This is a genomic window from Pontibacter sp. CAU 1760 (assembly GCF_054482735.1).
The window spans coordinates 109,990-125,576 of record NZ_JBTLRL010000013.1 but is presented as its reverse complement, the minus strand read 5'-3'; the positions used below and the strand labels follow the sequence as shown (position 1 = coordinate 125,576).

The 15,587-nt window shown below is 48.7% G+C and carries 11 protein-coding genes and 1 pseudogene; 9 read left to right on the top strand and 3 right to left on the bottom strand.

Annotated elements, in window-relative coordinates; genetic code table 11:
• Positions 1-126 precede the first annotated feature (126 nt).
• From ACXYMU_RS17000 to hypE, 3 genes are read left to right on the top strand one after another with little or no spacing between them, the layout of a single operon-like run.
• The gene (locus ACXYMU_RS17000; protein WP_458987621.1) at positions 127-378 is read left to right on the top strand and encodes a HypC/HybG/HupF family hydrogenase formation chaperone; all 252 of its coding nucleotides are present in this window, start codon (positions 127-129) and stop codon (positions 376-378) included.
• 20 nt (positions 379-398) lie between these two features.
• Positions 399-1,505, top strand: a complete 1,107-nt coding sequence (gene hypD / locus ACXYMU_RS16995) for a hydrogenase formation protein HypD (RefSeq protein ID WP_458987614.1) — start codon at positions 399-401, stop codon at positions 1,503-1,505.
• A 16-nt stretch (positions 1,506-1,521) separates the two neighbouring features.
• Positions 1,522-2,586 (top strand): hydrogenase expression/formation protein HypE, encoded by a 1,065-nt coding sequence (hypE, locus tag ACXYMU_RS16990; RefSeq protein ID WP_458987613.1) that lies wholly within the window; start codon positions 1,522-1,524, stop codon positions 2,584-2,586.
• A 36-nt stretch (positions 2,587-2,622) separates the two neighbouring features.
• Here hypE and ACXYMU_RS16985 read toward each other — a convergent pair whose 3' ends face one another.
• Positions 2,623-2,769 (bottom strand): integrase core domain-containing protein, encoded by a 147-nt coding sequence (locus tag ACXYMU_RS16985; RefSeq protein ID WP_458987620.1) that lies wholly within the window; start codon positions 2,767-2,769, stop codon positions 2,623-2,625.
• Positions 2,770-3,140: 371 nt separating this feature from the next.
• Complete coding sequence (katG, locus tag ACXYMU_RS16980) at positions 3,141-5,396, bottom strand: catalase/peroxidase HPI (protein WP_458987612.1); 2,256 nt, start codon at positions 5,394-5,396, stop codon at positions 3,141-3,143.
• 579 nt (positions 5,397-5,975) lie between these two features.
• On the opposite strand from katG, the gene ACXYMU_RS16975 reads away from it, so the two are divergent.
• From ACXYMU_RS16975 to pgl, 6 genes are all read left to right on the top strand, one after another.
• Entirely contained in the window at positions 5,976-6,881 is a 906-nt protein-coding gene (locus tag ACXYMU_RS16975) for a LysR substrate-binding domain-containing protein (RefSeq protein WP_458987611.1), read from the top strand.
• 72 nt (positions 6,882-6,953) lie between these two features.
• A complete protein-coding gene (locus ACXYMU_RS16970; RefSeq protein ID WP_458987619.1) occupies positions 6,954-8,156 on the top strand; it encodes a threonine synthase in 1,203 nt (400 codons plus the stop codon).
• Between the two features lie 567 nt (positions 8,157-8,723).
• Positions 8,724-9,338 (top strand): MEDS domain-containing protein, encoded by a 615-nt coding sequence (locus tag ACXYMU_RS16965; protein WP_458987610.1) that lies wholly within the window; start codon positions 8,724-8,726, stop codon positions 9,336-9,338.
• Positions 9,339-10,286: 948 nt separating this feature from the next.
• The gene (gene gndA, locus ACXYMU_RS16960) at positions 10,287-11,702 is read left to right on the top strand and encodes an NADP-dependent phosphogluconate dehydrogenase (protein ID WP_458987609.1); all 1,416 of its coding nucleotides are present in this window, start codon (positions 10,287-10,289) and stop codon (positions 11,700-11,702) included.
• Between the two features lie 67 nt (positions 11,703-11,769).
• A complete protein-coding gene (gene zwf / locus ACXYMU_RS16955; RefSeq protein ID WP_458987608.1) occupies positions 11,770-13,278 on the top strand; it encodes a glucose-6-phosphate dehydrogenase in 1,509 nt (502 codons plus the stop codon).
• A gap of 10 nt (positions 13,279-13,288) precedes the next feature.
• Positions 13,289-14,017, top strand: a complete 729-nt coding sequence (gene pgl / locus ACXYMU_RS16950) for a 6-phosphogluconolactonase (RefSeq protein WP_458987607.1) — start codon at positions 13,289-13,291, stop codon at positions 14,015-14,017.
• Between the two features lie 204 nt (positions 14,018-14,221).
• Here pgl and ACXYMU_RS16945 read toward each other — a convergent pair.
• Positions 14,222-15,348 (bottom strand): annotated as a pseudogene (locus tag ACXYMU_RS16945) (undecaprenyl-phosphate glucose phosphotransferase).
• Positions 15,349-15,587: the final 239 nt, after the last annotated feature.

Sequence of the window (15,587 nt, the reverse complement as noted above, 5' to 3'; positions counted from 1 at the left end):
AGGCTTCCTTTTTTGTTTCTTTTGATTGGTGCTCACCTAGGTTTTGATTAGTTGGTCGTTCAACTTTCTTAACCAAAGTGGGCACTCTTTTTATCCATAACTACCTTTTAAAACAGCTTCTTAGGAATACCAGCTAAACTACTTACACTCCAAAATGAAGGAGACCCGGTTTTCAGAACTGGCAAAGTCTCCTTCGGAGGAAATGCGCTTACCATAAGCCTTGCCTTGTTGCCGGAAGCTACACCGGGCGATTATGTGTTGGTGCATGCCGGGGTAGCCATTAGCTTAATCAGTGAAAAGGAAGCTCAGGAAGTGTTCAAATTCCTGAGCAGTACCGGAGACCTGGATGAACTGAACTCTCAGGAATTAAATCAATAGCTTAAAACACATTTGCCCGCATGAAATATTTAAAGGAATATCGTGACCCCGTGATGGCAGAGCAATACCTGACGGAAATTAAACGCACCGTTACGAAGCCCTGGACACTGATGGAAATATGCGGAGGACAAACGCACAGTTTAGTAAAGTATGGGTTGCTGCAAATGCTCCCAAAGGAGATTGAGATGGTGCATGGCCCGGGATGTCCGGTATGCGTGACGCCGATGCACCTTATTGACTTTGCGATACAACTGGCTGCTTTGCCTAATGTGATTTTATGTTCCTTCGGGGATATGCTTCGGGTACCGGGTTCGGCAAAAAGCCTGTTGCAAGCTAAAGCTGAAGGAGCAAACGTACGGGTGCTTTACTCTCCCCTCGATGCCGTTAAACTTGCACAGCAGCATTCTGAAAAGGAAGTTGTTTTCTTTGCCGTCGGGTTTGAAACCACAGCCCCCGCCAATGCACTGGCCGTGTTGCAAGCACATCAACTTGAGCTGAAGAATTTCGCTCTCATTGCGTCGCATGTATTGGTTCCTCCCGCCATGGAAACGCTACTTCAAGACCCGGAAACAAAGGTACAAGCTTTTTTGGGTGCCGGGCATGTTTGCACTATTATGGGGAACAGCGCCTACTACCCTATCACCGCAAAGTATAAAATACCTATCGTAGTGACAGGGTTTGAGCCGATAGATCTTTTGCAGGGTATACTCATGGCCATCAGGCAATTAGAGAAAGGAGAATACAAAGTGGAAAACCAATATGCCCGCGTCGTTCGGGAAGACGGAAATCTTACTGCCCAACAGGCCATAGAAGAGGTGTTTGAGGTGAGTAACCGGGAATGGCGGGGACTGAGTGAGATTGATCAAAGTGGTTTAGAGATTAGAGAGAAGTATGCCTTGTATGATGCCAAGCGAAAGTTTGAGGTAGATAGTACAGTTAGCCCAGAAAACGAGACCTGCATATCTGGTGCCATCATGAAAGGCTTAAAGAAACCATTGGACTGCCCAAATTTCGGCACCACGTGCAAGCCATCGCAACCGATTGGCGCGCCCATGGTATCCTCAGAAGGGGCCTGTGCAGCCTATTATCACTTTTATTCCGGCTCTCAAACTTTAGGAGTGGCATAATATGTCAACGAACTGTATGGATAAAACAAGCAGTATACATTCCCCAAAACCGACTTTTACCTGCCCTCTACCGCAGCTGGATTTCGATGTAATCACGTTGGCCCACGGAAGCGGTGGCCTGCTGACCTATCAGTTACTTGATTGCATCTTTGGGATATTGAAAACCGAGGCCACAACGCATCATGATGGGGCAGTTTTGAGTTTAAAGCAACCGATGGCTTTCACAACAGACAGTTTTGTAGTCACTCCAATCTTTTTCCCGGGAGGCAATATCGGAGACCTGGCAGTTAATGGCACCCTGAACGACTTAGCCATGTGTGGCGCCAAACCACACGCCCTATCCCTAAGCTTGATTATTGAAGAAGGCTTGCCTGTAAACGAACTATGGGAGATACTGGTAGCCATCAAAAAAGCTTGTGAAGCTGCAGGGGTAAAGATCGTGACCGGAGACACAAAAGTGGTTGAAAAAGGAAAGGGAGATAAACTGTTTATTAACACGACGGGTATCGGTGAAGTACATCCAAAGGCAAACATTTCTTCTCGCAACATTAAGGCTGGAGACAAAATCATACTGAGTGGGCAGGCGGCGTGCCATGGTATGGCGATCATGTCTGTGCGGGAAGGATTATTATTCGAAACCGAACTTAAAAGCGATACCCGAAACCTTGCCCCTGCTATCTTTAAACTATTAGATGTTTTCGGAGATGGCATTCACTTTTTAAGAGACCCGACCCGAGGGGGCATTGCGACCGTGCTGAATGAACTGGCTTTAGAGAGTGGCTATGGTATAGATTTAATACAAACTGCTATTTCTGTAAACGAGCGGGTAGAAGGCGCTTGCGAAATGCTTGGCCTCGACCCGCTTTATGTTGCCAACGAAGGCTTGTTTATAGCTGTGATTGATGCCTCCATTTCGGATGAGTTCCTATCCGTACTGCAGAATTTAGAAGAAGGCAAGCATGCAGCAATTATTGGGTCTGTCACAGAAGCTCATCCAAAGCAAGTCGTCATGACCAGTGCCATTGGCGGTAGAAGACTGTTAACGATGCTACTTGGAGAGCAACTGCCACGGATCTGTTGATTATCAAAATGGTCTAATATTGAGTTCCTCCCGTCTTTAGAGTCGGTCAGAAGTGGAGAATTCTGGTTCTACCATGTTATGTTGCAGCCACTCTTCTGGCGTCTTGTCACCCAATGAGATACAGGGACGAAAGTGGTTATACCCCTCTCGCCAAGCCTCGATTTTATGCTGGGCATCCTCCAGTGACAGGCACTAAGGCACGTTCAAGCACTCACCTCGAAAGCTGCCGTTGGCCACCTGCATACACTTAGGCAGCTTTCTAGTGTCCTGCCTGATGCGCTCCAAAGCGGTTACCACAACTCCTCCCATTCGTGACTGCCCCACTAGGATGCCGGGGCACTGGCGGCTCTAATTATCAACTAAAGTCAGGCATTTAAAAGAGACCCGTCAAAGAAGAATAATGCTTGTATCCTGCTAAATTTCACAGGCATATACAGTATCTGCCTTTCGTGCTGCTGTACAGTTGAAAAAAGAAGAGGCTGCTCCAGTCACCCGAAACAGCCTCTTCTTTACTTATTTATTTAGCGCTCATACTTCGCTAATAGCCGCTGAAATTACTTCAGGTCAAAGCGATCCAGTTCCATGACTTTAGTCCAGGCTTTCACGAAATCGCGTACGAAACGCTCTTTAGAATCTGAGCAAGCATAGAATTCTGAGATGGCCCGCAGTTCAGAGTTAGAACCGAAGATCAAGTCAACGCGGGTACCTGTCCATTTCACTTCCCCTGTTCTGCGGTCGCTGCCTGCAAACTCCTTGTCCGCTTCTGAAGTTGCCTTCCAGGTAGTGCTCATGTCAAGCAGGTTTACAAAGAAGTCGTTTGTCAGCGTTTCAGGCTGGTTAGTGAACACACCGTGCTTCGAATGATCAAAATTGGTGTTCAGCACCCGCAAACCCCCAACCAGCACTGTCATTTCTGGTGCCGAAAGTGTCAGCAACTGCGCGCGGTCAATCAGCATTTCCTCCGCTGCAGAAGATATGTGGTCGTGGTTGCCGAAGTAGTTACGGAACCCGTCTGCGTTTGGCTCAAGGATGGAAAACGCCTCTACGTCTGTCTGCTCCTGGGAGGCATCCGCACGGCCTGGGGTGAAAGGCACCGTCACCTCATACCCTGCATTCCTGGCGGCCTTCTCAATGCCGACGCATCCACCCAACACAATCAGGTCTGCCATAGAAACCTGCTTGCCGCCAGTTTGAGCATCATTGAATTCCTTCTGAATGCGCTCATATGTGCTCAGAATGCCATCTAGCTCCTGGGGGTTATTCACTTCCCAGTACTTTTGCGGCGCAAGGCGAATACGTGCCCCATTGGCGCCTCCTCTTTTATCAGAACCACGGTAGGTGGCGGCTGAAGCCCAGGCCGTACTCACCAATTGCGAAACAGAAAGCCCGGCGTCCTGAATCTTAGCTTTCAGATCGTTGATATCTTGTTCATGCACCAGTTCATGGGTAATTTCCGGTAGCGGATCCTGCCATATCAGTTCTTCTTCAGGCACTTCAGGACCTAGGTAGCGTGAAAGCGGCCCCATGTCGCGGTGGGTTAACTTATACCAGGCACGCGCAAAGGCATCTGCAAAAACATCCGGGTTCTCCAGGTAGTGTCTGGAAATCTTCTCGTATGCCGGATCCATCTTCAGTGCCAGGTCGGTGGTCAGCATAAAAGGTGCATGCTTTTTAGACGGGTCGTGCGCATCTGGCACCGTTCCTTCTCCTGCGCCGTCTTTCGGCTTCCATTGGTGGGCACCCGCCGGGCTCTTGGTCAGCTCCCACTCAAAGCCAAACAGGTTCTGGAAAAATTCATGGCCCCATTGTGCTGGTGTTGTCGTCCAGGCACCTTCCAGACCACTGGTGATGGTATGCTCTGAATGGCCCTTCCCAAACTTGTTTCTCCAGCCAAGTCCCATCTCTGCGATACCGGCACCCGCTGGCTCAACGTCTACGTAATCTCTTGGATCGGCTGCCCCATGTGTTTTACCGAAGGTGTGGCCACCTGCTATCAGGGCGACTGTTTCCTCGTCGTTCATCGCCATTCTTCCAAAGGTCTCCCGGATGTCGTGGGCCGCAGCCACCGGGTCCGGGTTGCCGTTCGGTCCTTCCGGGTTCACATAGATCAGGCCCATGTGCGAGGCAGCAAGCGGACTTTCAAGCACCCCACCTGCGTGGCGCTCCTTGTTTCCCAGCCACTCACCTTCCGAGCCCCAGTAAATGTCTTCCTCCGGCTCCCACACGTCCTCACGCCCTCCGGCAAAGCCAAAAGTTTTGAAGCCCATGGATTCCAGGGCGCAGTTACCGGCCAAAATCATCAGGTCGGCCCATGAAATCTTGTTACCATACTTCTGCTTAACAGGCCAGAGCAACAGGCGCGCCTTATCGAGGTTGGCATTATCGGGCCAGCTGTTGAGCGGCGCGAAACGCTGTGAGCCTGAACCGGCTCCTCCTCTACCGTCCATGATCCGGTAAGTACCCGCGCTGTGCCAGGCCATCCGGATAAAGAACGGACCATAGTGCCCATAGTCTGCTGGCCACCAGTCCTGCGAATCCGTCATCAGGTTATACAGGTCCTGCTTTACGGCCTGCAGGTCAAGGCTATTGAAAGCCTCAGCGTAATTGAATTCCTCGCCCAAAGGGTTTGACTTCGGGGAATGTTGGTGCAGTATGCGCAAGTTTAACATATTCGGCCACCAGTCGCGGTTAGACCTGCCGCTACCAGCGGTGTAGTGCATGGCGCCACCCAAAAAAGGGCATCTTCTGGATTCGTTGGTATCCCATACAGGGGTTCCAGGGGCTACATGTCTGTCATTCTTGTGTTCCATAGTATAGCTATTTATTTGTTTCTTTCTTGATTGAGGATGCGCCGGGCTAGAGGCCGCATTCGATTAAATCACTCTTTAGTATACCCTTAAGCTGATCGATCTGTTTACATACGTCAGAAAGATATTATCGACACACCCTATATTATTTTACAAACTTAATAAATGTTTTCGATTACATAACTATAACGCGGATAAAGTCTGTTTGTTTAACTTCCGTTTTCTAAATTTTAAGTAGGATTTAAGGTGATGGTTTTAGAGTGATTTGTCAAAGATGGCTACCCAAATTTGTAATCGTCAACGACATCAAAACTAGTATAAACTCATTCACAATTGAAGGCTTAATTTATCACAAGTCACTTAATTTAAAAGGATTAACCACGACAAAAAAGAACCAATCAGGTTATATTAGCAGGCATATCTGGCTGGGTTGCGTAGATGCTGTTTGGTGGATCTCTATCGAATGCGTTATACCTAAGCTAGTGGTATAAAACGCAATGGTTTCGGTATATCAGGTTATCAGGATGCAGCAAAATGACTCATCTTTGCAGATAGTCTACCTTTATTTATACCCTAAAAGCTATGCTCTCTCAGAAGCACCATGTTTTTTTAGAAGTCGCCCGGGTGTTGAGCTTCACAAAAGCGAGCCAGTCACTCTACATCAGTCAGTCGGCAATCAGCAAACAGATAAAGGGCCTGGAGGCGTATTATAAAATTGGGCTGTTTGAGCGGATCGGGAACAGCATCCTGCTTACGGAGGCGGGAAGCCTGCTCTATCGAAAGTTGCTGGCTGCCAAACAGCTACAGGATGAGCTGCACCAAGAGCTTAGCGAACTAAACCCCTCCTTTTCGCCGCAGCTCAAACTGGTCATAGGCGCAAGCACCACCATCTCCCTATACATATTACCCCCCGTGTTGTCGGCATTTCTGCAGCAAAACCCCGAGGCGCAACTTACCCTAAAAAACCGCAACAGCGAGAACATCCTTAAAGCCCTCCTCGACCATGAAATCGACCTGGGCATCGTAGAAGGCGGCCACAAACTCAGTCAGGTCACCTATACCCCTTTCCTGACGGACGAGGTGATTGCGGTTTGTTCTTCCAAGAACCCCCTTAAAAAAGAGCGATTAGAGGTTCACGACTTACACCATATTCCGTTAGCGCTCCGGGAAAATGGCTCTGGGACACTCGCGGTGCTGACAGAGGCCTTAGAACAACAGGGTATCCAGTTGAGTGACATACCGGTAAAAATCAGGTTGGGCGGCACAGAAGCGCTAAAAAACTTCGTGCGGGTTGACACCTGCCTGGCTTTTTTGCCACGCCAGGCCGTGCTAAAAGAGCTGCAAACCGGTGAATTGGTAGAGGTTGCAATAGAGGGGTTAACTGTGAAGCGCTCCTTTCAGTTTATACAGCGGAAAGGCACCGAGAACAGTGCTCCGGCTACAAAATTTATTCAGTTCATGAAGCGTATGTATTCCAAAATGGAATAGCCCATGCTTTAATATCGCTTGTTTTCCTGCTGCCAGAAAAGCTATTTGCCTGAAAATAGCCAGTGTACTTACATGAAAATTGATCAAAAAACGATTACCTCCAGCTTAATCAAATCTTTGACATGCTCTAATTGCGGAAGCTCATTTAGTGCTTTTGATTTTCATAGTTTGTCGCCGTGTTGCCAACTGCCATTGCTTGCCCGATATAATTTGCAAAAAGATGCAATCGACAGTAAGGTGTTGCAGGGTCGGGTTAGTAGTATGTGGCGTTACCGGGAACTCCTCCCGGTGTTGGAGGATAAAAATATCGTTTCGCTGGGAGAAGGTTTCACACCGATGCTGCCACTCCCCTCCCTTGCCGCGCAGTACCAGTTCCACCACTTACTTTTGAAAGACGAGGGAAACAACCCAACCGGTTCCTTCAAGGCTCGTGGCCTGAGCATGGCCGTGTCTAAAGCTAAAGAATTTGGGTTTGAGGGGTGCATCGTGCCTACCGCCGGCAACGCAGGCGTTGCGCTGGCAGCTTATTGTGCCCGGGCCGGCATGCGCGCCGTGGTGGTTATGCCGCGCCATACTCCCAAGGCCTTTCGGGAGGAATGTTACTGGTATGGCGCAGAGGTCCATTTAGTAGATGGGCTTATCAACGACTGCGCGGCACACGTTAAAAAGTTGAATGCTGCAGGTGCTTTACTAGACGTATCTACCCTTAAAGAACCCTACCGCCTGGAGGGCAAGAAAACCATGGGCTACGAAATTGCAGAGCAACTTGGCTGGAAATTGCCCGATGTAATCTTGTACCCTGCCGGTGGCGGCACAGGTTTAATTGGGATATGGAAAGCCTTTAAAGAGTTGAAATCCCTGGGCTGGATTACTGACGAAACCACCTTGCCGAAGATGATTGCCGTGCAAGCGGCCAATTGCATGCCCCTTGTGCAAACCTGGAAAGGAAACCAGCCGAACGCACAGCACTATAGTGGCAAACCCACTATAGCCAACGGCTTAGCCGTACCGCGCCCCATTGGTGAGCAACTGATGTTGCAGGTGCTGGCAGAATCAGGGGGAACAGCTGTGGCAGTAACCGAAGAAGAAATGTTAACCGGCCTCCGGGAGCTTGGGAAAGCGGAAGGGTTATTCGTCGCGCCAGAGGGAGCAGCCCTCTGGATGGCCGCACGAAACCTCCTCTCTGCAGGATACCTACACGCAGATCAGCAGATCCTGTTATTAAACACTGGCTCAGGCCAGAAATACCTGGAGAATATTCAGGGAATGGCTTAAACCGCGAATTTCCATCACCTATAGATTAAAAAGCACAGCGGTCCTGAATAATGTGTTTGTCCAAGAGTCCCTGATTCAATCATTCCTGAGTTGGGTGGAAACTATTGATTTGCAAGGCGTCTTAGTGTCTGTGCCATACCAGGCTATCGGAAGCCATCTTCCGCCAAATTATCTTTGACTGCTTATATGACGTTGAAATGAGTTAGCACATTTGAAAATCCCTTTCTATATAAAATTGCAGCCGGATTGCGGCCAGGACATCTTATATATCCAACCCTTTTTTCTCAAACATTTAAAAATTTTCCAGAATTTAGTTCTTACCAGTCAAGAGGCTTTAAACCCACATCTCCTGATACTATGTTTTAACACAGGCTAAAACATGGTGCAACACTAAACATCGTGCTGGAACTATATCTTATCATAATCGTTGAAAAAGAGTAACATATGAGTGTTTCAGCTAAAACTTAAATGTTAGCGTGGCGTGGTAAAGCGCTTATAGAATAACACCTGCAATACGCTTGCAGCAACCTGATTTTTGTCAGGTACATCTTAAACTTTAGAGCGCTTATGGAAGAATGGATACCCTGTAATTCGGAGACATTTTGGAGAGAAGTCGCCCCCCACTCGCATGTCCTGCAACTCTACGACTGCGAAAATGAGCTGTTAAACCTCTTGGAGGGATTTGTGGCCGGAGGCATTTCAGTGGGTGAGTGTATCATCCTAATTGCTACTAAAGAACACTTACAGCAACTTGAAAAACGGCTGTCTGACCACGCACTTGACATACCTAATTTAAAAGCAACTAACCAGTATATTGCCTTAGACGCATCTGAAACCCTGTCTAAATTCATGGTAAATGGCGTTCCAGACGAGGACCTATTTCGAAACACCATTGCAGCGGTTTTTGACAGTGTCCGCCCGTGCGGTAAGCGCATACGTGCCTTCGGTGAGATGGTAGCCATTTTATGGGAACAGGGCAACCAAGCGGCAACCATTGAGCTGGAGCATATGTGGAACAGCTATTTCGAGCGAGAGGTTTTTTCCTTATTGTGCACCTATCCTAAAAATCAATTCTCTAAAGACGGCATGAATCAACTTGCCCATATCTGTAAAGCACACGCAACCATGGTTTCCGTTTCAGGTCAAGAAAAGTTTGACCTTTGTTATCACAAAATAGACTAAAGTTTGGTTTACCATTAGAGTAAACGCAGATTTCCTGCGCCTTACTCCTCCTGCTTACTACACGGTAGCCGTATTCCCTTCCATTGCATTCACCCTACACGGGGCAGGGCCGTTAAGTTCTACCTGATTCTGGCGCGAATCTCCAGATTCGTGTCTTAAAGTGAATGTTGAGTCTCCAACTCAACTGGCCCAGAGGGCCAGAAAATAGTAGGACACGAGCGAGGACGCTCGCGCCATGACTTAATATAATGTAGAACTTAACGGCCCTACCCTACACGGGGTATACTGAATTTTATTTCTTGATTCAAATTGAGCATATAACTTCTGGTAGCAGTGGTGCTGCTATAACATTAGCTGCCATTCCCGTTCACTTGTATGTCGATGCTGTAGCTTAAGCTCATTTATTATTTACCCCAAACTGCGAATAACAGTTTGATGTAGCACCCCTAAACTAACTGGTCGATTCTGATTCAGCGTCTCGTGCGTGTAAGAAACAGTTGGGTCAAGTTAGAAACTTGATGTCCGTTTTAGATACCCGGAAGCCTATAGGTATGCCTATGTTAGAGAGCATGGAACGACCTTACTCGCAGGAAGAAAATGACGCAAAAAATATTTATACCCTCCATCCGCGAGGTAAACGCAAGGGTAGGGTATTTAGCTCAATAGGAAAGCTATAATCAGCTTTCCTACACTGCCACTGGAGTTCCTTCACAATTCTATTTTCAGCAACCTCCTACCTTACTTTATGCAATTTTACTAACTAAAGCGCCTTCAACATAACCCGATTATTTCATCGGCCAGAATATATTGTTGAAAGATATTTTTTACATTGTGACTTCAAGACAGATTGACAACGCCTGACGGCAGGCGGCATTTTGTTTTTTAGGAATACTTAAGAAATAAATCCGCATGCAAAGGAGGGTATAAAACTATAGAGATTAATAAGAAATGAAAGACGCACAGTATGAATTCGGAATGGTTGGCCTTGGGGTAATGGGCAGAAACCTGATGCTTAACATCGCGGACCACGATTTTTCAGTGATAGGCCTTGATCTGGACCCAGAAAAAGCTGCTGCCGTAGAAGTGGAAGCCGGCGCTGACCGCCCCGTGAAGGGAACAACTTCAGCGGAGGAATTTATACAGGCGTTGCGCAGGCCGCGCGCGTTAATGCTTCTGGTACCCGCCGGTAAACCCGTGGATGCGGTCATATCCTCTCTCCTCCCCCTGCTGGAGCCAGGCGACATCGTGATTGACGGTGGCAACTCCTACTTCCCGGATACCGACCGCCGCGTGGTTGAGTTGGCAGCGCATGGCATTCACTTCTTCGGGATGGGTATATCAGGAGGAGAGAAAGGAGCCCGTTTCGGTCCGAGTATGATGCCAGGCGGAAACCAAGAGGCCTATGAGCGCCTCCGCCCGGTATTTGAAGCTGTGGCCGCTAAAGTAAACGGGGAGCCCTGCGTGACCTACCTCGGCAATGGCTCAGCTGGTAATTACGTAAAGATGGTACACAACGGCATTGAGTACGGCGTGATGCAACTCATCGCGGAAGCGTACGACCTGCTGAAGCGCGGAGCCGGGTTGAGCGATGAGGCTTTACAGCAGGTGTTTGAAAGCTGGAACCAGACGGAGTTGCAGTCTTTCCTGATAGAAATCACAGGAGAGATTCTAAAGAAGAAAGACGACAAAACCGGACAATACCTGGTGAACCTAATCTCAGACAGGGCACGCAGCAAAGGTACGGGTAAATGGACTTCCCAAAACGCCATGGACCTGCAGGTACCGGTACCAAGCATCGACATGGCCGTACTGATGCGCGACATCTCCAAATACAAAGAAGAACGTGTAGAGGCTTCCAAACTTTTGGCCAGTGAGACCGCGGCAGTGGAAACTACTAACCAACCGGAACTGGTAAACCAGGTGAAGAACGCTTTCTATTTTGCCATGCTCTCGACCTATGCGCAGGGTATGGCCCAGTTACGGGTAGCCTCGGAAGCTTATGACTATGGCTTGCAGTTGCAGGAAGTTGCCAAAATTTGGCGCGGGGGCTGCATTATCCGGGCAGCCTGTCTCACCGACATCCGGGCTGCTTATGAGCAGAACACCGATTTGCCAAACCTGTTGCTGGACCAAAAAATTGGCACGGACTTACGCAACCGCCAGGGCGATATACGCACAGTCCTGAAAACGGCGATCGACAAGGGTATCGCGATGCCTGCCTTTATGGCTTCGCTGGCTTATTTTGATGCCTACCGCACCGAAACCCTGCCAACCAACCTCATTCAGGCGCAGCGCGACTATTTCGGTGCCCATACCTATGAGCGCACCGACAAGCCCGGCACTTTCCATACCCAGTGGAATTAAGCTAGCCAGTAAAACATAACCCCTTGCCTGGCAAGAAAAAATTAATTTGAATTACGCATCAGCATATATGAAATCAGCCAATAAAAAGGCCCCCACTATTGCCGTGATCTTTGGCGGCACCGGCGACTTAGCAAACCGCAAACTGGTGCCAGCCTTTTACAATCTTTTTTTAGATGGCTGGCTGCCCGACTCCTTCGCGATGATCGGGCTAGGCAGAACGGACACCGACAACATCAGCTACAGACAACAGTTGTCGGAAGGCGTGGAAGAATTTTCGCGAAGCGGAAAACCTGACCCTGAAGCCTGGGGAATTTTCAGCCAAAAGCTTTTTTACCTGCGCTCCAATATCAACCACGAGAGCTCCTACCAGGAATTAGCCGATCAGATACACGCGTTGGAAGAGTCTTGGGGAATGCGGGCCAACCGATTGTTTTACCTTTCGGTAGCTCCGAAGTTTATAGAGCCTATTACCGTGCACCTGGGTAACGTGGGCATTGCCAGCGATCCTAACCGCGACCGGATTGTGGTAGAAAAACCATTCGGCCACGACCTGGAATCGGCGAAGGCCTTGAACCAGCTCCTGACCAACACCTTCCAGGAAAACCAGATCTACCGCATCGACCATTACCTCGGCAAGGAAACGGTGCAGAACATCCTCGCCTTTCGTTTCGCCAATGCCCTTTTTGAGCCGCTCTGGAACCGCAACTACATCGAGTACGTGCAAATTACGGTAGCCGAGGAGGTAGGCGTGGAAGACCGTGGGGGTTATTACGAAGGATCCGGTGCCCTACGCGATATGATTCAGAACCACTTGCTGCAACTCTTGTGCATGGTGGCCATGGAGCCCCCTGTCACGTTCGAGGCCGAGGAGATCCGCAACCGCAAAGTGGATGTGCTGCATGCCGTGCAGCGCTACTCCCGGGAGGAAGTGGGCAAGTACGCGGTGCGTGGGCAGTATGGCCCCGGTTGGATGAAAGGCAAGCAAGTACCCGGTTACCGGCAGGAAGAAGGTGTAGATCCGAAATCCAGCACGGAGACATATGCCGCCGTGAAATTCTTCCTCGACAACTGGCGCTGGAAAGGCGTGCCGTTTTACCTGCGCACCGGCAAGCGCATGCAGGAAAAAAGCTCCTCCATCACCATCCAATTCCGTCCGGTGCCGCACCTGACCTTCCCGTCAGCCATGACGGAGAACATCCTGCCAAACCGACTGATCATCAACATTCAGCCGCAAATGGATATTCGCTTGCGCTTCATGGCCAAGAAGACGGGTTTAGACATGGCCCTCACACCAGCGGAAATGGTATTCGACTTTAACGGATGCTCGGCACAAAGCCAGACACCGGAAGCCTACGAAACACTGCTGCTCGACGCCATGCAGGGAGATGCCACCCTGTTCATGCGCTCGGACCAGGTAGAAGTAGCGTGGGATGTAATTACGCCGATCCTGGAAACCTGGGAATCGCGCCCTTCGCTGGAATTCCCCAACTATGCCGCCGGTATGTGGGGCCCTGAAAACGCTGAGGCACTCATTGCCCGCGAAGGCCATACCTGGACCGTTACCTTACCTCATTAAACAGTACACGATGATACAAATTTTTGAAGATAAAGCACAGCTCAGCAAAGCCGCTGCCGAACTGTTTGTCCAACAAGCCCAAACGGCTGTTACGGAACGTGGCCGCTTTAGTGTGGCGTTAACAGGCGGCTCCTCCCCTGTACAATTATATAACATGCTAGCGGAATCGCCCTACAAAGAGCAAGTGCCCTGGCAGCAAACACACGTCTTTTGGGGCGACGAACGTTGGGTGCCGCTGACAGATGCACAGAGCAACGCCAAGATGGCGTTTGACACCCTACTCAGTAAGGTGCCTGTTCCAAAAGAGCAGATTTACCCGATGTGGGAAGCTGGAATCGAGCCGGAAGTCTATGCCGCCAAATACGAGGAACAACTCAAGAACTTCTTCGGGAATGCAGCTACTCAATTTGACCTCATCCTGTTAGGCATGGGTGATGACGGCCATACTGCTTCTTTATTCCCGGGCACAGAAGTATTGAAGGAGCAGTCCCGTTGGGTGCAGGCCTATTATTTAGAACCCCAATCCATGTACCGCATCACACTGACTGCTCTGATCATCAACCAGGCCAGAACCATCTGCTTCATGACCTTCGGTGAGAAAAAGGCCCCTGCCCTTTATGAGGTACTGGAAGGAGAACGAAACGCTCAACAGTACCCTTCACAACTGATCAAACCAGAAAACGGAGAGATTATCTGGCTCGTGGATGAAGCTGCCGCCTCAAAGTTAAAACAAGCATAAAATCAATCCCACCAATTGTCATTTATGAATGTACCATTTGTCATTTCGAGCCTTAGCGAGAAATCTGAATCATTCATAAGTAACGTGAAGTCCAGATTTCTCCCGCTGGTCGAAATGACATATAATTGTTAAAGCCAAAAACAGCAGCGGCCTGTAGCACATCATGCTACAGGCCGCTGCTGTTAATCATCAATCAATTCTCTCTTAAAAAGCTTTCTCGTGCCCCCTAATGGCTTGCCATAAAGTTAAGACCACAATCTTTAAGTCAAGCAAAAAAGACCAGTTCTCCAAGTACCAGATATCCGCTTGCACCCGCTTCTCCATCGACTCCGAATCCTCTGTCTCACCACGCAAGCCATTCACCTGCGCCCAACCCGTTATACCCGGTGTTACGAAGTGGCGCACCATAAACTTTTCAATTAACTCAGAGTAATCCTCGGTATGCTTCAGCATATGCGGACGAGGCCCCACAACAGACATATTGCCCATAAACACATTGATAAACTGCGGCAACTCATCTATACTGGTCTTACGAATAAAGCGACCCACCTTTGTAATAGCGCATCCCCCTTCGTCGCCTGTAAGCTATCAGAAGCCGCATTCACCCGCATACTCCGGAACTTCAGGCAATAGAAAGGCTGGTTGTCTTTCCCGGAGCGAATTTGCTTGAAAAAGACAGGCCCTTTTGAATCCAATTTGATGATAATCGCCATTAGCGGTATAAACCAGCTCAGGAAGAACAGTATAACGAAAGAAGAGAAAACGATATCAAAAGCTCGTTTCGCCACCTCATTCGCTTTATCCTCCAAAGGCTCCCGACGTGGCGTCAGCACGGGCATATGGCCATACATCTCCACCATAAAGTTTTCCTTGAAGTAATCTTTCACGTCAGGCACCAACTTAATACGAACCATACGCTTATCAGACTCCGCCATCAGTGAAAGGATCTTATGGCGCGCGAGATCCGGCAAAGCACAAAAGACCTCTGCCACATCATTCTGCTCTACAAAATCAATACACTCTGATATTTGACCTAAAACAGTACCATTTGGAACAGCAGGCACAAAATCATCGAAAAAGCCAACAACATCGTACCCCAGCTGCTTGTTGTCTTGAATATAATTATAAAGCTCTACCCCTAGTGTTCCGGCACCCGCAATCACTATCTTCTTTCGCTTGATAACAGACCAGCGACGCGGCTTTCGGACGAGCAGGAAGAGCGTTTTCCAGGAAAGTAGCAGGAAGAAAAAGAGTGCAAAAGAACTTGTGAGAAAACTCACTGATAATTCTAATTTGGGGATAGCCAACTTTAAGATGGAAGCAATAACCATGTATGTGCCTAATGACTTCAATACCACCCGCATAGTAGGAATGGCGTCACGCTTAAAGATGTTCTCATAAATCTTAAAAACACTGCCACAATAGAACCAAATCAGGTTCAGAAGTAGAAAATCTAAGCGATAAACCTCATCTATATTCTCCCCTAATCGCGAAGGGTTGTGCAAAATAAAAATTGCATACAAAGACAGATTGAGAAGAACGAAATCTGCCGCAAAATTGAGCAATCGTG

Coding starts and splice junctions, on each gene's coding strand:
- hypD (WP_458987614.1), top strand. CDS start 399: ATGAAATATTTAAAGGAATATCGTGACCCCGTGATGGCAGAGCAATAC.
- hypE (WP_458987613.1), top strand. CDS start 1,522: ATGGATAAAACAAGCAGTATACATTCCCCAAAACCGACTTTTACCTGC.
- katG (WP_458987612.1), bottom strand. CDS start 5,396: ATGGAACACAAGAATGACAGACATGTAGCCCCTGGAACCCCTGTATGG.
- ACXYMU_RS16975 (WP_458987611.1), top strand. CDS start 5,976: ATGCTCTCTCAGAAGCACCATGTTTTTTTAGAAGTCGCCCGGGTGTTG.
- ACXYMU_RS16970 (WP_458987619.1), top strand. CDS start 6,954: ATGAAAATTGATCAAAAAACGATTACCTCCAGCTTAATCAAATCTTTG.
- ACXYMU_RS16965 (WP_458987610.1), top strand. CDS start 8,724: ATGGAAGAATGGATACCCTGTAATTCGGAGACATTTTGGAGAGAAGTC.
- gndA (WP_458987609.1), top strand. CDS start 10,287: ATGAAAGACGCACAGTATGAATTCGGAATGGTTGGCCTTGGGGTAATG.
- zwf (WP_458987608.1), top strand. CDS start 11,770: ATGAAATCAGCCAATAAAAAGGCCCCCACTATTGCCGTGATCTTTGGC.
- pgl (WP_458987607.1), top strand. CDS start 13,289: ATGATACAAATTTTTGAAGATAAAGCACAGCTCAGCAAAGCCGCTGCC.